This is a genomic window from Klenkia marina (assembly GCF_900101025.1).
Lineage (GTDB): Bacteria > Actinomycetota > Actinomycetes > Mycobacteriales > Geodermatophilaceae > Klenkia > Klenkia marina.
The window spans coordinates 250,888-268,621 of the sequence record NZ_FMUH01000002.1; the positions used below are offsets into that span (position 1 = coordinate 250,888).

Consider the following 17,734-nt stretch of genomic DNA (forward strand, 5'->3'; position numbering starts at 1 on the left):
GCCCGCACCATGACCGCACGCGTCGTCCGCGCAGCCGCCGTCCAGGCCGAGCCGAAGTGGCTCGACCTCGAGGCCGGCGTCACCGCCCTGATCGACCTGATCGGTGAGGCGGCCGGCAACGGCGCCCAGCTGGTCTCCTTCCCCGAGACGTTCATCCCCGGGTACCCGTGGTGGATCTGGCTGGACTCCCCGGCGTGGGGCATGCAGTTCGTCGCCCGGTACGCCGAGAACTCGATGACCCGCGACGGCGCCGAGATGCAGCGCATCGCCGCGGCCGCCCGCCAGCACGGGGTGCACGTCGTGTTCGGGTTCAGCGAGCGGGCCGGCGGCAGCCTCTACATGTCCCAGGCGTTCATCGACGACACCGGCGAGGTCATCTCGGTGCGCCGCAAGCTCAAGCCCACCCATGTCGAGCGCTCGGTGTTCGGCGAGGGCGACGGCAGCGACATCCAGGTGCACGACACGAAGCTCGGCAAGGTCGGCGCGCTCAACTGCTGGGAGCACTTCCAGCCGCTGACCAAGTACGCCATGTACTCCCTGGGCGAGCAGATCCACGTCGGCTCGTGGCCCAGCTTCTCCCTCTACAAGGGTGCCGCGAACGCCCTCGGCGCCCAGGTCAACAACGCCGCCAGCCTCACCTACGCGGTCGAGGGCCAGGCGTTCGTGCTGGCGCCCTGCGCGGTCGTCGGCGAGGCGGGGCAGGCACTGTTCTGCGACACCGAGGTCAAGGGACAGCTGCTGCAGCTCGGTGGCGGGTTCACCCAGATCTACGGCCCCGAGGGCAGCGTGCTCGCCGAACCGCTGGCCGAGACCGAGGAGGGCATCCTGTACGCCGACCTGGACTTCTCGCTCATCGCGATCGCCAAGTCCGCCGCCGACCCGGTGGGCCACTACTCCCGCCCGGACGTCGTCCGGCTGCTGCTGAACCGGGAGCCCTCACCGGTGGTGGTCGACCGGGCGCCGCTGGCCCAGCTCGAGGAGGTCGAGGCGTGACCACCCCCGAGAAGGACGCCTTCTACACCGCCGCCCACCGGGAGTGGCAGGACAGGTTCGACGCCCAGCCGCTGGCCGACCGGGTGGTCGACTCGATCGTGCGCACCGAGATCGACGACTTCTACGGGGCGTTCATCGGCTCGCGGGACTTCTTCTTCCTGGCCACCGTCGACGCGGAGGGCCGGCCCACCGTCTCCTACAAGGGCGGGGCTCCCGGGGTGGTGGCGATCCTGGACCCGACGACGATCGCCTTCCCGCACTTCGACGGCAACGGCATGTTCCTGTCGGTGGGCAACGCCGCCGACACCGGCCGGATCGGGTTGCTGTTCATCGACCTGGAGACGCCCAACCGGATCAGGCTGCAGGCCGACGTCCAGCGGGTCACCGACGACGCGTCGCTGCTCGCGCGGTGGCCTGGCGCGAAGCTGGTGACCGTCGCGACGGTCGAGACGGTGTTCCACAACTGCGGCCGGTACATCCACCAGCACCAGCGGGTCGAGGCGTCGAAGTACGTCCCGGACGCCGACGGCGCGCAGCCGACCCCGGCGTGGAAGCGGATCGACGCGGTGCAGGACGTGCTCACCGACGAGGACCGCAGCGCCACCGAGCGGGCGGGCGGCGCGATCACCTTCGAGGACTACGTGGGCAAGCTGATGACCGGGACGTCCTGACCCGCGGTCTCAGGTGGAGGGCGCGCTCGGCAGCCGGTCGGTGGAGCCGGCGTCGAGCGCGGCCTGCACGTGCTCGACGGCGCTGCGCAGCAGGTCGCCGTACGCGTCGTCGCCCAGCGCGCCGATCGAGTCCCGGGCCAGCGCCAGGTGCTCGCGGGCGCGGGCGGGGTCGCCCAGGCGCCGGTGGTCGTCGGCCAGGTTGGTGTGCAGCGACGGCAGGAACGCCGCCACCTGCGCGCCCGCGCCGGCGGCCTGCACCCGGGCGTCGTCGACGTCGGCCACCGCGGCGAGGGCCCGCTCGTCCCAGCGCAGCTCGTCGGCCACGTCGGGCTGCTGGTCGGCCAGCGTGTGCGCGATCGCGCACCGGTGCAGCGGGTCGGTGGCCCGCTCCCACAGCTCGCCCATCCGTGCCCGGGCCTCGTCGGGCGGGAGCGCCTGGGCGGCGGCGAGCTCGACGAGGACGGGGTCGGGCGCGGTCACCCGGACACCCGCTTGTAGGGGTCGGACGGCGCGGCGCCCGCGGCCACGATGCGGTTGCTCCAGCCGTCGAGCTGGGCCGTGAGCGCCGCCAGGTCGGTGCCGATCGGGGCCAGCACCCGGTCCATCGCGTCGTCGGTGGCCTGCTCGATGCGGTCGCGCTCGGCGCGGCCGGCGGCGGTGAGCTCGCCGTCGGCCAGCCAGCCGCGTTCGCGCAGGTCGGCGTCGGCGGCGTCCATGACCTCGGGCGACCAGCCGCGGGTGCCTGCGTAGGCGCGCGGCTCCCAGCCGATCCAGTACTCGGTCACCAGGTTCATCTGCACGCCCGACAGCCCCGCGGCGACGTTGGCCGCCTGGTGGGTGTCGCCGCGGTGCTCGCGCAGGATCGTCACGGCGTGCCACAGCTGGCCCCACGGGTCGGTCGGCCACGCCAGCGAGGCGAGCCCGGCCACCAGGGGGCGGCCGGCGACGTCGGCCACGGCGACGTCGGTGGCCCGGCGCAGCTGGGCCACCGCGGTCTCGACCTCCGACGTCGGGACGTCGCCCAGCAGCTCGTGGAGCGACTCGACCGCGCCCTGCTCGCGAGCGGCCAGCACGTCGGCGCGGGTGGCGGTGCCGCGGGCCTGGTCGTACAGCGAGGTGACCAGCCCGGGCTCGAACACGCCGAAGGCGGCGACGACGACCGGGGCGGTGGGCTCGCCCATCGGGGCGGCGCGCGCCCACACGTAGCCGGTGAGGAACTCCAGCCCGAGCGCCTCCACCGCGGCGTAGGCCGGCCGACCCCAGAAGTTGATGGTGGCCAGCGGTTCGGCGGCGTCGCGCAGCGCACGGGCCGGCCCGGCCGGCACCCGGGGCGCCGGTCGACCGGGCGGGGGTGGGGCGAGGAAGGCTGCCGTCAGCTCGGTGTGGTCCACGGGTGCTCCCTGGGTGCGGTGCCCGGTCGGGTGGGGTGCGCAGGGTGGGATGTGTCCGGGACCACAACCCGCCCGCACCCTAGGCCCGTCGCGGTGGGCATGCTGGGGGCATGACCGCCACCCTCGGCAACGCTGCCGGTACCAGCACCGACGACGCCGCCCTCCGCGAGGTCGAGCAGCGCGTGCTGTGGCTGGCCAGCGCGATCGTCGACCACGCAAACCGGGTGCGCCCCAACCCGACCGGCCTCAAGGTGGGCGGGCACCAGGCGTCCAGCGCCTCGATCACCACGATCATGACCGCGCTGTGGCTGGAGACCCTCGGCCCCGAGGACCGGGTGTCGGTCAAGCCGCACGCCTCGCCGGTGCTGCACGCGCTGGAGTACCTGCTCGGCCAGCTGCCGGCGGACAAGCTGACCACGCTGCGCGAGTTCGGCGGTCTGCAGAGCTACCCCTCGCGGCTCAAGGACCCGGTGCCCGCCGATTACTCCACCGGCTCGGTCGGCATCGGGGCCACCGCGCCGATCTGGGGTGCGATCGCCCGCCGGTACGTCAACACCCAGTTCGGCACCGGTGGCGCCGGGCGCCAGTGGTCGCTGGTCGGGGACGCCGAGCTCGACGAGGGCGCCGTCTGGGAGGCCGTGGTCGACCCGATGGTCGCCGAGCTGGGCGAGGTCGTGTGGGTGGTCGACCTCAACCGGCAGTCGCTGGACCGCGTGGTGCCCACCTTCGGCGCCACCCGGCTGCAGGGCATGTTCGCCGCGGCCGGCTGGCAGGTGCTCACCGTCAAGTACGGCGCCCTGCTCGAGGAGCTGTTCACCCGCGAGGGCGGTCCGGAGCTGCGCGACCGCATCGACGAGATGACCAACCCGGAGTACCAGCGCATGCTGCGCCGCTCAGCCGACGAGCTGCGCGAGGTCCTGCCCGGGGACGGCGCCGGGGCCGCCGCGGTCGCCGACCTCATCGCCGGGGTGCCCGACGACGACCTGGTCGCCGCGGTGCGCAACCTGGGCGGGCACGACCTGGCGGCGCTGCGCACGGCGTTCGCCCAGATCGACGACACCCGGCCCACCGTCGTGCTGGCGTACACGCTGAAGGGCTACGGACTGGCCACCGAGGGCCACCCGCAGAACCACTCGGCGCTGCTCACCGAGGCCCAGCTGCACGAGCTGGCTGCCCGCGTCGGCGTCGACCCGGCCGACCCCTGGGCCCGCTTCGAGGCGCCCTCCGAGCCGGGGCGGCTGCTCACCGCGGCGGCCGAGCGGCTGCGGCGCACGGAGCACGAGGGTGCCCCGGCCCCCGCCGTGCCGACCGACCTGGGCCGCACCCCCAACGGGACGGCGACCACGCAGGCCGCGCTGGGCCGCACCCTGCTCGACCTCAACCGCGCCGCGCCCGAGGCCGGTGCCCGGGTGGTGACCGTCAGCCCCGACGTGTCGTCGTCCACGAACCTCGGCGGCTGGGTGAACAAGGTCGGCGTGTGGTCGGCCGAGGACCGCCGCGACTGGTTCTCCGACGACCCCGAGACGATCCTGCACTGGCGCGAGCGGCCCAGCGGCCAGCACGTCGAGCTGGGCATCGCCGAGGTCAACCTCGTGGGGCTGATGGGCGAGCTGGGTTCCACGTGGAACAGGTGGTCGCAGCCGCTGCTGCCGATCGGCGTCATGTACGACCCGTTCGTCTCCCGCGCGCTCGAGCCCTGGAGCTTCGGGGTGTACGCCGGCGGCCAGTCGATCCTGGTCGGCACGCCGTCGGGGGTCACGCTGGCCGGCGAGGGTGGGGCACACCAGTCGATCACCACGCCCTCCATCGGGCTCGAGCAGCCGGGCGTCGTCACCTACGAGCCCGGGTTCGCCCTGGACACCGAGTGGTGCCTGCTCGCCTCGCTGGGGCGGCTCGGTCGCCCCGACGGCACCAGTGCCTACCTGCGGCTGTCGACCCGTCCGGTCGACCAGGCGCTGGCCGCGATCCCGACCGACCCGGCCGCCCGCGAGCGGCGCCGGCGCCAGGTGGTGGCCGGGGCGTACGCGCTGCGCCGGGTCGACCGCCCTGCCGTCACCGTGGTGACGATGGGCGCGATGATCACCGAGGGGCTGGCCGCCGCCGACCGGCTCACCGGCCTGGGCCACCCCGCCGACGTGGTCGTGGTGACCTCGCCGGGGCTGCTGTTCCGCGCGCTGCAGGCCCGCAAGGGTCGGGACGACGCCCCCACCGCGGTGCTGGACCAGGTGTTCCCGGCCGACCGGGCCGCGCCGATGGTCACCCTGCTCGACGGCCACCCGCACACGCTGGCGTTCCTGGCCGGCGTCCACCGGGTGCCCGCCGCCCACCTGGGCGTGACTCGGTTCGGGCAGTCCGGCGACCTGACCAGCGTCTACGCCTACCACGGCATCGACACCGACTCCGTCGTGGCCGCCGCCCTGGACCTCGTCGACTGAGGCCCTCCCGCGCAGCATCGATCAGGGGTGTGCACGAAGGTCCATCCCCCTCCACGAACTCTGGTGGAGGGGATGGACTCCGGTGGCGGGAGACGGGTCCGGCGTGGATCAGCTGGGTTCCCCCGTGGCCGTCCTGGGTCGCCGACGCCGGCGAACCAGGACGGAGTTCTATCGGCCCAGCTGTTCCACGCCGCCGGGCTCAGACCAGGAAGCGGTAGGCCGTCGTCCCCGGCGCCAGGTGCTGGATCGTCAGCGGACCGGCGGCGATGCGGGCCAGCAGCGGGGTGAGGCCGGCGGCGGCGCCCAGCTCGATGCCGACCAGCGCCGCGCCGGTCTCGCGGTTGTCGCGCTTCTGGTACTCGAACAGCACGATGTCGTCGTCGGGGCCGAGCACCTCGTGCAGGAACCGGCGCAGCGCCCCGGGCTCCTGCGGGAACTCGACCAGGAAGTAGTGCTTGAGCCCGCGGTGCACCAGCGAGCGCTCGACCACCTCGGCGTACCGGCTGACGTCGTTGTTGCCGCCGGACAGCAGCGCGAGCACCGTCTGCCCCGGCTCGACGGCGACGGCGCCCGAGGCCAGCGCGGCGGTGGCCAGGGCGCCCGCGGGCTCGGCGATGACGCCGTCCACCTGGTAGAGCTCGAGCATCTCGGTGCAGACCGCGCCCTCGGGGACGGCGACCAGCTCGACCCCCGCGTCCCGGACCAGCGGGAACGTCACGTCGCCGGCCCGGCGCACGGCGGCCCCGTCCACGAAGGTGTCGATCTCGGCCAGCGTCACCGGCTCCCCGGCGACCAGCGCGGCAGCCATCCCGGCGGCCCCGGCCGGCTCGACGCCGACCACCCGGGTCGTGGGGGAGTGCTCGCGCAGCCAGCTCGCGCACCCGGCGAGCAGTCCGCCGCCACCGACCGGCAGGACGACGACGTCGGGCGCCACCGGCAGCTGGGCCAGGAGCTCGACGGCCACCGTGGCCTGCCCGGCGACCGTGGAGAGCGCGTCGAACGCAGGGACGACGACGGCGCCCGACGCGATGGCCAGCTCCGCGGCGATGCGGGCCGCGTCGTCGTAGGTGTCGCCCTCGACCCGCAACGTGATCGCGTCGCCGCCGAGGGCGACGATGCGCTGCCGCTTCTGCTTGGGCGTCGTGCCCGGGACGACGACGGTGCCCCGGACGCCGAGCGCTGCGCAGGCGTGGGCGAAGCCCTGGGCGTGGTTGCCGGCGCTGGCGGTGACCACCGAGGTGCCCGGGTCGAGCTGGGCGATGGTGTTGTAGGCGCCGCGCACCTTGTACGAGCGGCCGACCTGCAGGTCCTCGCGCTTGGTCCACACCTCGGCGCCGGTGAGGTCGGACAGCCGGGCGTTGCGCTGCACCGGGGTGGTCAGCGCGACGCCGTCGAGCCGGGCGACGGCGGCTTCGACCTCGGCGGAGAAGGAGGAGGTCACGGCGGACATCCTCCCCGAGCGACCTGCGCCGCCCGCGCGTGGTCCCCACCGCCTCCCGAGCAACCCTGCGCCGCCCGCGCGTGGTCCCCACCACCTCGTCGGGCGAGCTCGTGCTCTGCGTCGCCGGGCGACGCAGAGCACGAGGTCCGTCGCATGGCCAGTGCCGCCCGGGGCCGGTCCCCGCAGCTCTGGGGCCGATGTCGTGCTCTGCGTCGCTGGACGACGCAGAGCACGAGCTGTGCCGACCGAACCTCCCCGGTGGCCCGGTGGCCCGGTGGCACGGGATCAAGCGGCCCAGGCTGGGGCGGGGCCGGTACCCAGGCGCCAGCGCGCCGCTTCCTCGCTCGGGCTGTGCGAACCCAGGGCGAGGTTGAGCGCCCGCAGCTGCGCCTCGGTGACCAGCAGCTGGGCGCGGTCGCGGGCACTGCGGGAGCCCCGGCCGGGGACGCGGGCCAGCGGGGCGATCGTGGGGGAGACCAGGCGGGCCGCGCCCGCGGAGAACCCGGCGTAGACGACCTTCTCGGGCGCCGACAGCCCCGGTGGGCCCTGCAGGAAGGTGAGCAGGTCGTCGGGCACCGGCTCGAGCACCGGCCGGTAGGCGCGGATCGCCTCGGCCAGCTCGGTGCGCGAGCGGGGCAGGTCGGTGGCGCCCAGCCGTTGCGCCGAGCGGGCCCAGTCGGCCACGTACTCGTCGCCCCAGCGGGGCCCGTAGCGGGACATCGAGCGGCCGACGGCGGTCTGCGCGGCGAGGAAGGCGTCGGTGAAGGCCAGGTGCACCCAGCGCAGCAGGTCGGGGTCGCCGGCGGAGTAGCGGCGGCCGTCGGGCAGCGTGCCCTTCACCCTCGTGTGCATCCCGCGCACGCGGCCGGACTCGCGCTCGGCCAGCTCGGCCGAGCCGAAGGTGCTGACCACCAGCCAGCGAGCCGTGCCGGCCAGCCGCTTCCAAGGGTCCTCGCGGTAGGCCGAGTGCCGCTGCACCCCGGCCAGCGCCAGCGGGTGCGCGCCCTGGCCGAGCAGCGCCGCCACCCCGCCGACCAGCGTGGACAGGTCGCCGTGCACCCGCCAGACCACGCCGTCGGGGTCGAACCAGCCGTCGCCGCTGCCCACGGTGGCGATCTCGCGCACCCAGTCGGGCGCACCGGTCGGGTCGCCGGACACCCGTCCGCGAAAGGCAGCCCGGGCCGCGTCGAAGGGGTTCACCACCCCACTGTGCGGGTTGCGCTGCACCGCCGCCCACCCGTCGAGGGACGGCGCCGTCCGACGGCGGCCGGGGTGTTCAGACCAGCAGCAGCACCGCGGCGGCCGCGGCGGCGACGGTGCGCAGCGTGTTCCAGCGGGTCCACACGCGCAGGTACCGCGGCCAGGTGGCGGGGTCGCGCTCCAGCGCGTCGTTGAGCGGCACGTTGCCGGCGATGGTGACCCCGACCGTGCCCAGCAGGTACGCCCCCGCCCCCACCCGGTCCAGCGCCCCGCCGACGACCAGCACCGCGACGCACGCGGCCGCCGTCCCGAACAGCAGCACCATCAACGGTGGTCGGACGGCGGCCACGTTCACCGCCCGCATCGCCGTGGCGCCGTCGGGCACCCGGGCCAGCGCCGACACCACGAACCCGCTGAAGGCGAAGAACACCCCGCCGACCAGCGCGCACCCGACGGCGGTCAGCGTGCCCAGCAGCTCCACGCCGGCACCGTAGCGGGGTCAGATGTCGTGCCAGGGGCCCTTCTCGGCGTTCTTGTCCGGCACCGAGGCGAAGACGTTGCCCTCGGTGGGCGGCACCGAGTCACGGGCCATGCCGAACACGCGCAGCAACGGACCCACCGCGGCGTCGAACACCGCCGGCGCCAGCCGGTACCCGGCGATGATCACCGGGTTGGCGAAGCCCGACTGCCGCAGCCGGCGGTGCGACCCGGCGACGTCGAGGATCGTGCGGGCGACCCGGCGCGGGGAGTAGACCGGGGGCGGCGGGTGGCCGGTGTTCCCGAGCACGGTCGCGGCCTGGTAGTAGATCGGGGTGTTGACCCCGCCGGGGGAGACGGCGGCGATGCGGATGCCGGGCACGTCGCGGGTCTCCTGCTGCAGCGTGCGCACCAGGCCCAGCTGGCCCCACTTCGCGGTGGCGTAGGCGCCCATCGTGGGGGCGGTGATCGATGCGAGCAGCGAGCTGACCACGACCAGGTCACCGCGTTCCTGCCGGCGGAAGGTGGCCAGCACGGGGCGGGCCACGTTCGCCGTCCCCTTGATGGCGGTGTCCACGACCTGGTCGAACACGTCGGCGGGCAGGTCCTCGACGTCGCCGTAGGCCATCACGGTGGCCGAGTGGACGACGAGGTCCAGCGCCCCGGCGCGCTCGACGACGGCGGCAACGGCGGCCCGGTCGTTGATGTCGCAGGTCTCGACGACGACGTCGGCGGCCCCGGCGGCGCGGCACTCGGCGGCCGTGGTCTCCAGGGCGGGGCGGCCGCGGGCCAGCAGCACGAGCGAGGCGCCCTCGGCGGCCAGCAGCAGGGCGGTGGCCCGGCCGATCCCGCTGGAGGCACCGGTGATCAGGGCGGTGCGGGGTGTGGTCACCGTCCCGTCGTGCCCAGCGGTCGGGGGGGTGCACACCCGCGCTCGCCCCCGAACCGTCGGACCTCCGGGCTACGGTGCCCCCACCGCGTCGCCGTCCCCGGGAGTGCCCGTGTTCACGAAGGTCCTGGTCGCCAACCGCGGGGAGATCGCCGTCCGTGCGTTCCGGGCCGCCTACGAGCTGGGCGCGGGCACCGTCGCCGTGTTCCCGCACGAGGACCGCAACTCGGTGCACCGGCTCAAGGCCGACGAGTCCTACGAGATCGGCGAGCCCGGGCACCCGGTGCGGGCCTACCTCGACGTCGAGGCCGTCGTGGCCGCGGCCCGCCGCGCCGGTGCCGACGCCGTCTACCCCGGCTACGGCTTCCTGTCCGAGAACCCCGACCTCGCCGCGGCCTGCGCCGAGGCCGGCATCACCTTCGTCGGCCCCAGCGCCGAGGTGCTCGAGCTGACCGGCAACAAGGCCCGGGCGATCGCCGCCGCGAGGGCGGCCGGTCTGCCGGTGCTCGGCTCCAGCGAACCCTCCGACGACGTCGACACCCTGCTCGCCGCCGCCGCGGACATGGCCTTCCCGGTGTTCGTCAAGGCCGTCGCGGGCGGTGGTGGCCGCGGCATGCGCCGGGTCGAGGAGCCCGGTGCGCTGCGCGGCGCCGTCGAGGCCGCGATGCGCGAGGCGGAGTCCGCCTTCGGCGACGCCACCGTGTTCATCGAGCAGGCGGTGGTGAACCCGCGGCACATCGAGGTGCAGATCCTCGCCGACACCGCCGGTGAGGTCATCCACCTCTTCGAGCGCGACTGCTCGGTGCAGCGCCGGCACCAGAAGGTCATCGAGCTGGCTCCCGCGCCCAACCTCGACCCGGCGCTGCGCGAGCGCATCTGCAGCGACGCCGTGGCCTTCGCCCGGGCCATCGGCTACTCGTGCGCCGGCACGGTCGAGTTCCTGCTCGACGAGTCGGGCCGCCACGTGTTCATCGAGATGAACCCGCGCATCCAGGTCGAGCACACGGTCACCGAGGAGGTCACCGACGTCGACCTCGTGCAGGCCCAGCTGCGCATCGCCGCGGGTGAGACGCTGGCCGACCTGGGGCTGAGCCAGGACAGCATCGTGCTGCGCGGCGCCGCGCTGCAGTGCCGCATCACCACCGAGGACCCGGCCAACGGCTTCCGCCCCGACACCGGCCGGATCACCGCCTACCGCTCGCCCGGTGGCGCCGGCGTGCGGCTGGACGGCGGCTCGTCGATGGGCGCCGAGGTGGGTGCCCACTTCGACTCGATGCTGGTGAAGCTCACCTGCCGCGGGCGCGACTTCGGCGTCGCGGTGGCCCGGGCCCGCCGGGCGGTGGCCGAGTTCCGCATCCGCGGCGTGGCCACCAACATCCCGTTCCTGCAGGCGGTGCTCGACGACCCCGATTTCCGCGCCGGCCGGGTCACCACGAGTTTCATCGAGCAGCGGCCCGAGCTGCTCACGGCGCGGCAGTCCGCCGACCGCGGCACCCGGTTGCTGGCCTACCTGGCCGACGTCACCGTCAACGCCCCGCACGGCGAGCGCCCGCACCTGGTCGACCCCGCCGACAAGCTGCCGGCCGTCGAGCTGGTCGGGCAGCCGCCGGCCGGGTCCCGCCAGCAGCTGCTCGAGATCGGCCCGGTCGGGTTCGCCCGGGCGCTGCGTGCGCAGTCGGCGCTGGCGGTCACCGACACCACCTTCCGCGACGCCCACCAGTCGCTGCTGGCCACCCGGGTGCGCACCAAGGACCTGCTGGCCGTCGCACCGCACGTCGCCCGCACCACCCCGCAGCTGCTCAGCCTCGAGTGCTGGGGCGGGGCCACCTACGACGTCGCACTGCGGTTCCTGCACGAGGACCCGTGGGAGCGGCTGGCCGCGCTGCGCGAGGCGGTGCCCAACATCGCGCTGCAGATGCTCCTGCGCGGTCGCAACACCGTCGGCTACACCCCCTACCCGACCCGGGTGACCGAGGCGTTCGTGCACGAGGCCGCCCGCACCGGCATCGACGTCTTCCGGGTGTTCGACGCGCTCAACGACGTCTTGCAGATGCGCCCGGCCATCCAGGCGGTGCGCGAGACCGGCACGGCGCTGGCCGAGGTGGCGCTCTGCTACACCGGCGACCTGTCCGACCCGGGCGAGACGCTGTACACCCTCGACTACTACCTGCGGCTGGCCGAGCAGATCGTCGAGGCCGGTGCGCACGTGCTGGCGATCAAGGACATGGCCGGCCTGCTCCGCCCACCGGCGGCATCCGCACTGGTCAGCGCCCTGCGCGAGCGGTTCGACCTGCCGGTGCACCTGCACACCCACGACACCGCGGGCGGGCAGCTGGCCACGCTGATGGCGGCCTGGCAGGCCGGGGTGGACGCCGTCGACGGCGCGGTCGCGTCGATGGCCGGCACCACCAGCCAACCCCCGTTGAGCGCGATCGTGGCCGCCACCGACCACACCGAGCGGGCCACCGGTCTCGACCTGGCCGCGGTCAACGACCTCGAGCCGTACTGGGAGGCGGTGCGCCGGGTGTACGCGCCCTTCGAGTCGGGGCTGCCGAGCCCCACCGGGCGGGTCTACACCCACGAGATCCCCGGCGGGCAGCTGTCCAACCTGCGCCAGCAGGCCATCGCGCTGGGCCTGGGGCAGCGGTTCGAGGAGGTCGAGGACGCCTACGCCGCGGCCGACCGGCTGCTCGGCCACCTGGTGAAGGTCACGCCGTCGTCGAAGGTGGTCGGTGACCTCGCGCTGCAGCTGGTGGGTGCCGGCGTCGACGTCACCGCCTTCGCGGCGGACCCCGGCACCTACGACCTGCCCGACTCCGTCGTCGGCTTCCTGCGCGGCGAGCTGGGCGACCCGCCCGGCGGCTGGCCCGAGCCGTTCCGCAGCAAGGCGCTGGAGGGCCGCCGGGCGGCCGAGCCGGCCGCCGAGCTGTCCGACGACGACCTCGCGGGGCTGGAGAAGCTGCCGCAGGCCACGCTGAACCGTCTGCTCTTCCCCGGCCCGACCCGGGAGTTCGAGGCGCACCGCGAGACCTACGGCGACACCTCGGTGCTGCCCAGCAAGGAGTTCCTGTACGGGCTGCGGCGCGGCACCGAGCACGCCGTCGACCTCGAGCCCGGGGTGCGGCTGCTCATCGGCGTCGAGGCGGTCAGCGAGCCCGATGAGCGCGGCATGCGCACGGTCATGTGCACCCTCAACGGTCAGCTGCGGCCGGTCAGCGTGCGCGACCGCTCGGTCGACTCCGCGGTCAAGGCCGCCGAGAAGGCCGACCGGTCCGACCCGGGCCAGGTGCCCGCGCCGTTCGCCGGCGTGGTCACGCTGCAGGTGGCCGAGGGCGACCAGGTGGCCGCCGGCGACACCCTGGCGACCATCGAGGCGATGAAGATGGAGGCCGGCATCACCGCGCCGCGGGCCGGCACCGTGGCTCGCGTCGCGATCGGCCAGGTGCAGCAGGTCGAGGGCGGTGACCTGCTCGTCGTCCTGGGGTAGGTCGGCCTGCGGCGCGCAGCCACGCGAGAACCGATGGACCAGTAGTACCGGAACGGTTCATGTGCGTACCGCTCCGACCGGTCTGCAGACCGGGCGGACGCCATGACGACAGCGGTGCGGACGTGGTCGGACGGGGAGAACCCGCTGCTCAGCGGGCTGCGGGAGCGCGCCGGACCCGGTGCCGGCTCAGTGCCCACGCACGCCGTGGGGCGCGACCGCGTCGACAAGTCAACGGGCCGAACCGGTTCCGCCGATCTTTCTCGTAGGACTTCATCGGTTGTGCTCAACACGGGGTCACGGCAGCCGTCCTCGTGCCCACGGGCCCACCTGGGCCCGGTCCGGCCCGTCGAGGAGAGCCATGTCCACGTCCACCGCCCTCACCCGTTTCTGGGGCGACCGCAGTGTCAAGACGAAGGTGTTGGCCGCAGTCGCGACGGCCTCGGCGGTGGCCGGCGCCATCGGCGTGGTCGGCATCGTCGCGCTGAACGACAGCTCGGCGACCACGCAGCGGATCTACGAGAGCAACCTCACCAGCGTGGCCGCCATCGCCGCGATGAACTCGGACATGCAGGACGTCCGCATCCAGAACCGCAACGCCATCCTGGCCGCGGACCAGGACGCGACGCGCACCGCGCTGCAGGCCGCCGACGACGCCGCCGCGTCCTTCGTCGAGAACACCGCGACGTACACCTCGGTGGGCATGGACGACCAGAAGTGGGCGCTGGTGAACGACGCCACGACCCAGCTGCAGACCGCGCAGCAGACCGCCGATCAGGTCACCGCACCGCTCGCGCTGGCCAACGCGTACGACGAGTGGGTCACGGCCAACGACGCGCAGATCAGGCCGCTGTTCGACAAGATCCAGGACGACCTGGACCAGCTGACCCAGCTGGAGTCCGCGCAGGCCGCCGAGGCCGCGGCCGCCGCGCAGGCGTCCGCGACCCGGTCGCGGACGTCCAGCATCGTGATCCTGGTGGTCGGGGTGCTCGCCGCGCTGTCGATCGGCTACCTGGTCGCTTCGGGGATCGCCCGCAGCGTGAAGAAGGTCCAGGACGCCGCCGAAGGTCTGGCCCAGGGTGACCTGACGGTGTCGGTGGGGCTGACCAGCAAGGACGAGCTGGGCCGCATGGCCTCCTCGATCGACACGGCGCTGGTCAACCTGCGCGGCGTGATGGCCCAGGTGGTCACCTCCGCCGACGCGGTGGCGGCCTCCAGCGAGGAGCTGTCGGCGTCGGCAGCGCAGATTTCGGCGTCGTCCGAGGAGACCTCGGTGCAGTCCACGGTGGTGTCGGGTGCCGCGGACGAGGTGTCGCGGTCGGTGGCGACGGTGGCCGCCGGCGCGGAGGAGATGAGTGCGTCGATCCGGGAGATCGCGCAGAACGCGAACGAGGCGGCGCGGGTCGCGGCGGAGGCGGTGAGCGAGGCGGAGGCGACGAACCAGACGATCCAGAAGCTCGGCCTGTCGTCGAAGGAGATCGGCGACGTCGTCAAGGTCATCACCAGCATCGCCGAGCAGACCAACCTCCTGGCCCTGAACGCCACGATCGAGGCCGCCCGGGCCGGCGAGGCCGGCAAGGGCTTCGCGGTCGTGGCGAACGAGGTCAAGGAGCTGGCGCAGGAGACCGCGCGGGCGACCGAGGACATCGCGCGGCGGGTCGAGGCCATCCAGGCCGACACCGGTGGTGCCGTCGACGCGATCGGGCGGATCGGCACGGTCATCGGCCAGATCAACGACTACCAGCTGACCATCGCGAGTGCGGTGGAGGAGCAGACGGCCACGACCAACGAGATGTCCCGCAGCGTCGCGGAGGCCGCCGGCGGGACGACGGAGATCGCCGCCAACATCACCGGTGTCTCGACCGCGGCGGACTCGACCACGCAGGCCCTGTCGCAGACCCGCGTGGCCGTGGACGAGCTGTCGCGCATGGCCGCCGACCTGCGCACCAGCGTCAGCACGTTCACCTACTGAGGGCGGGCGACCCGGCGGGTCTGGCGGGCCCGGGCGACCAGCCGGCCGCCCTCGTCGTGGACGACGGCCTCGTCGACGCACCCGAAGTCGTCGACGAGGTCGGTCCACTGCTCCAGGCGCAGCCAGGAGCCGGCGGCCGGCGGCGTGCCGTGCAGGTGCAGGGTGAGCTCGACGGTGGGCATGACCGCGGGGGCGGTGGACACGGCGTACAGGCTGGGCGGCAGCACGTCGACCAGCAGGCCGAGCGCCACGTGGGGGTCGGGGACCGCGGCCGGTTCCCGCACGCGGAGCCAGGCGGCCAGCCGGGGGTCGGTGCCGCCGGCCAGCGGTCGGCCCGGCCCCACCGCCCGGATCTCGACGTGCTGGCTGACCGGCACGAAGTCCACCGGCAGCACCAGCGCCTCGCCGACGTCCGGGCCGTCGGGGAGCGGCTGCCCGGGCCGCGGGCCAGGGGGGCCGGGCACGGCGCCGACCAGTGCCTGGCCCACGACCCGGGCGTCGCCGCCCTGCTCGGCCTGCAGCTGCAGACTGGTGGTGCCGCCGGTGCGCCACGGATGCGCCAGCACGGTGAACTCCTGGCCGGTGTCGACCGGGCGCAGGAAGTGCGCCTGCACGGTGCGCACGGTGACCAGGGACCCGGGCCGGGCGTGCTCGGTGGTGACCCGGTGGGCGGCCTCGGCCATGGCGCCGAGCACGAGGCCGCCCTCGAGGCCGGTGAAGGTCCGCCAGGTGCCGTCGAAGGTCCAGGTGCCCGCGGGCGTACCGGTCACGGTGCCGGTCACGACGGGTCCGCCAACCGCTCGCGGGCCGCGGCGAGGAACCGTTCGGAGACCGGGTCGCCGGCCGTGGCCCGGGCCAGCAGCACGGCGCCGACCATGGTGGCCAGGTCGGCGAGGGCCGCGGGCTCGTCGTCGCCCCGCAGCGAGCTCAGGGTGCCCACCATCTCGCGGACGCCGTCGACGTACCGGTCGCGCACGGCGTCGGCCACACCCGGACGACCGACGTCGGTGGCCAGCGCGGCCGTCGGGCAGCCCCGGCCGGGGTGGTCGCGGTGGGCGGTGGAGAGGTAGGTGTCGAGGAACCGGTCGCGGGCCGTGGTCGGGTCCTCGGCGACGAGACCGGCCAGCCGGTCGGCCCGGGTGCGGATCGCGGCGTCCTCGGCCTGGGCGAGCAGGTCGTCCTTGGAGTCGAAGTGCTTGTAGAACCCGCCGGGGGTCAGCCCGGCCGCCGCCATGACGCCGGGCACGGTCACGCCGTCGGGCCCGTGCTCGCGCACCAGGCGGGCGGCCTCGGTGAGGATCCGCTCGTGGTGGACCTCGCGCTGCTCCCGTGACGCCCTGGGCACCGGGTACCTCCCGCTCGAATAGATTGTGTGCTAACTCTATCGCATGACCACCACGGCGGAGGCCCCGCCCACCGATCGCCAGCTGCGGGTGCTGCTCGCGGTGGTGTCCGCCGCGACCTTCCTGGCGTCGCTGGACCTGTTCATCGTCAACATCGCCTTCCCCTCGCTCCAGGCGGCGTACCCGGCCGCCGGGTCGTCGCTGGCCTGGGTGCTGAACGGCTACACGATCACCTTCGCCGCTCTGCTGGCCCCGGCGGGCCGGCTGGCCGACCGGTACGGCCGCAAGCGGGTGTTCCTCGCCGGTCTGGTCGTGTTCACCGCGGCCTCGGTCGGCTGCGCAGTGGCCTGGGGCGTGTGGCCGCTGGTCGGCTTCCGGGTGCTGCAGGGCGTCGGCGGCGCCATGGTCACCGGCACGTCGCTGGCCCTGCTGCTGCACGCCTTCCCGCCGGCCCGCCGCGGCCCGGCGATCGCGATCTGGGCCGCCGTGGGCGCGGTGGCCGCCGCTCTGGGCCCGCCGCTGGGCGGCCTGCTGGTCGAGCTGAGCTGGCGGTGGGTGTTCCTGGTCAACGTGCCGGTCGGGGTGCTGGCGGTCGTGGTGGGCCTGTCGGCGATCACCGAGTCGCGCAACGAGGGCGAGCTGCGGCGCACCGACCTGCTGGGCACGGCGCTGCTGGTGGCCGGGGTCGCGGTGCTCTCCTACGGCCTGGTCGAGGCGCCCGAGCGGGGCTGGGGCAGCCGCAGCACCGTGCTCGTGCTGGTCGGCGGCGTGGTGCTGCTCGTGCTCGCGGTGCTGCGGTCGGCCACGGTCGGCGAGCGACGAGAGCCCGCCCTCGCCCTGGCGTTGTTCCGGGTGCCCGGGTTCGCGCTGGCCTCGCTGGCCGCGGCGCTGTTCTTCGCCGGCTTCGGGGCGATGCTGCTGCACAACGTGTTCTGGCTGACCGAGGGCTGGGGCATGTCGGTGGTCGCCGCCGGCGTCGCGCTGACCCCGGGCCCGGTGGTGGCCGCGCTGAGCGCCGTCCCCGGTGGCCGGCTCGGGCGCCGGATCGGGCCGGGCAACGCCGCCGCCCTCGGCGGGCTGAGCTTCGCCCTCGGGTCGCTCTGGTGGGTCTGGCTGGTCACGGCCACGCCGGACTACGCCGTGGCCTTCCTGCCCGGGCAGCTGCTCACCGGCCTGGGGGTGGGGCTCTCGATCGCCAACCTGTCGACGGCGGCGTCGGCGTCGCTGCCGCCGGCGCAGGTGGCCACCGGGACGGCGACCTTCACCGCGGCGCGGCAGCTTGGCGCCACGTTCGGGGTGGCGCTGCTGCTGGCCGTCGTCCCGCTCGACGCAGCCCAGGGCGTGGACGTCGCCGACCGGGGCTGGTGGCTCAGCATCGGGCTGGCCGCCGCGGCCGGGCTCACCGGTGCCGTGCTGGGCCGCCGCACCCGCTGACCTC

General features: G+C 74.5%; 14 protein-coding genes. 6 read left to right on the forward strand and 8 right to left on the reverse strand.

Annotated features, from left to right (window positions below):
• The first annotated feature begins 9 nt into the window (after positions 1–9).
• A complete protein-coding gene (locus tag BLP29_RS06415; RefSeq protein WP_092801469.1) occupies positions 10–993 on the forward strand; it encodes a carbon-nitrogen hydrolase family protein in 984 nt (327 codons plus the stop codon).
• On the forward strand, positions 990–1,664 hold the full coding sequence (locus tag BLP29_RS06420) for a pyridoxamine 5'-phosphate oxidase family protein (RefSeq protein ID WP_092801472.1): 675 nt from the start codon (positions 990–992) through the stop codon (positions 1,662–1,664). Before BLP29_RS06415 ends, BLP29_RS06420 begins: the two co-directional genes overlap by 4 nt.
• A 9-nt stretch (positions 1,665–1,673) precedes the next feature.
• On the opposite strand, the gene BLP29_RS06425 is transcribed toward BLP29_RS06420, so the two are convergent.
• A complete protein-coding gene (locus BLP29_RS06425; RefSeq protein ID WP_207798345.1) occupies positions 1,674–2,144 on the reverse strand; it encodes a hypothetical protein in 471 nt (156 codons plus the stop codon).
• On the reverse strand, positions 2,141–3,055 hold the full coding sequence (locus BLP29_RS06430; RefSeq protein ID WP_092801475.1) for an SCO6745 family protein: 915 nt from the start codon (positions 3,053–3,055) through the stop codon (positions 2,141–2,143). The genes BLP29_RS06425 and BLP29_RS06430 overlap by 4 nt, the downstream gene beginning before the upstream one ends.
• A 110-nt stretch (positions 3,056–3,165) precedes the next feature.
• Here BLP29_RS06430 and BLP29_RS06435 point away from each other — a divergent pair, with 110 nt between their 5' ends.
• The gene (locus BLP29_RS06435) at positions 3,166–5,490 is read left to right on the forward strand and encodes a transketolase-like TK C-terminal-containing protein (protein WP_092801477.1); all 2,325 of its coding nucleotides are present in this window, start codon (positions 3,166–3,168) and stop codon (positions 5,488–5,490) included.
• 199 nt (positions 5,491–5,689) lie between these two features.
• Here the strand turns inward: BLP29_RS06435 and ilvA are convergent, their stop codons facing one another.
• The 4 genes from ilvA to BLP29_RS06455 all read right to left on the reverse strand — a co-directional run bounded on the left by ilvA (position 5,690) and on the right by BLP29_RS06455 (position 9,500).
• Positions 5,690–6,931, reverse strand: coding sequence for a threonine ammonia-lyase IlvA (ilvA, locus tag BLP29_RS06440; RefSeq protein WP_424321709.1), 1,242 nt, complete (start codon positions 6,929–6,931; stop codon positions 5,690–5,692).
• A 285-nt stretch (positions 6,932–7,216) separates the two neighbouring features.
• Positions 7,217–8,131: an oxygenase MpaB family protein gene (locus BLP29_RS06445; RefSeq protein ID WP_207798346.1), complete on the reverse strand. Its 915-nt coding sequence runs from the start codon at positions 8,129–8,131 to the stop codon at positions 7,217–7,219.
• A gap of 76 nt (positions 8,132–8,207) precedes the next feature.
• A complete protein-coding gene (locus tag BLP29_RS06450; protein ID WP_092801483.1) occupies positions 8,208–8,612 on the reverse strand; it encodes an anthrone oxygenase family protein in 405 nt (134 codons plus the stop codon).
• 18 nt (positions 8,613–8,630) lie between these two features.
• The gene (locus tag BLP29_RS06455) at positions 8,631–9,500 is read right to left on the reverse strand and encodes an SDR family NAD(P)-dependent oxidoreductase (RefSeq protein ID WP_092801486.1); all 870 of its coding nucleotides are present in this window, start codon (positions 9,498–9,500) and stop codon (positions 8,631–8,633) included.
• A 109-nt stretch (positions 9,501–9,609) separates the two neighbouring features.
• Here BLP29_RS06455 and BLP29_RS06460 point away from each other — a divergent pair, with 109 nt between their 5' ends.
• Positions 9,610–12,984: a pyruvate carboxylase gene (locus tag BLP29_RS06460; protein ID WP_092802974.1), complete on the forward strand. Its 3,375-nt coding sequence runs from the start codon at positions 9,610–9,612 to the stop codon at positions 12,982–12,984.
• 358 nt (positions 12,985–13,342) lie between these two features.
• Entirely contained in the window at positions 13,343–14,953 is a 1,611-nt protein-coding gene (locus tag BLP29_RS06465) for a methyl-accepting chemotaxis protein (protein WP_092801489.1), read from the forward strand.
• Here BLP29_RS06465 and BLP29_RS06470 read toward each other — a convergent pair.
• Both BLP29_RS06470 and BLP29_RS06475 read right to left on the reverse strand, forming a co-directional pair.
• The gene (locus BLP29_RS06470; protein WP_092801492.1) at positions 14,947–15,735 is read right to left on the reverse strand and encodes a thioesterase family protein; all 789 of its coding nucleotides are present in this window, start codon (positions 15,733–15,735) and stop codon (positions 14,947–14,949) included. The two genes, BLP29_RS06465 and BLP29_RS06470, sit on opposite strands and share 7 nt — an antisense overlap.
• Complete coding sequence (locus tag BLP29_RS06475; RefSeq protein WP_092801495.1) at positions 15,732–16,298, reverse strand: TetR/AcrR family transcriptional regulator; 567 nt, start codon at positions 16,296–16,298, stop codon at positions 15,732–15,734. The genes BLP29_RS06470 and BLP29_RS06475 overlap by 4 nt, the downstream gene beginning before the upstream one ends.
• Before the next feature lie 43 nt (positions 16,299–16,341).
• Here BLP29_RS06475 and BLP29_RS06480 point away from each other — a divergent pair, with 43 nt between their 5' ends.
• Complete coding sequence (locus tag BLP29_RS06480; RefSeq protein ID WP_092801499.1) at positions 16,342–17,730, forward strand: MFS transporter; 1,389 nt, start codon at positions 16,342–16,344, stop codon at positions 17,728–17,730.
• Positions 17,731–17,734 lie beyond the last annotated feature (4 nt).

Excerpts from the sequence above, each read along its gene's own strand:
- BLP29_RS06415 (WP_092801469.1), top strand. The coding sequence starts at position 10 with ATGACCGCACGCGTCGTCCGCGCAGCCGCCGTCCAGGCCGAGCCGAAG.
- BLP29_RS06435 (WP_092801477.1), top strand. The coding sequence starts at position 3,166 with ATGACCGCCACCCTCGGCAACGCTGCCGGTACCAGCACCGACGACGCC.
- BLP29_RS06465 (WP_092801489.1), top strand. The coding sequence starts at position 13,343 with ATGTCCACGTCCACCGCCCTCACCCGTTTCTGGGGCGACCGCAGTGTC.
- BLP29_RS06480 (WP_092801499.1), top strand. The coding sequence starts at position 16,342 with ATGACCACCACGGCGGAGGCCCCGCCCACCGATCGCCAGCTGCGGGTG.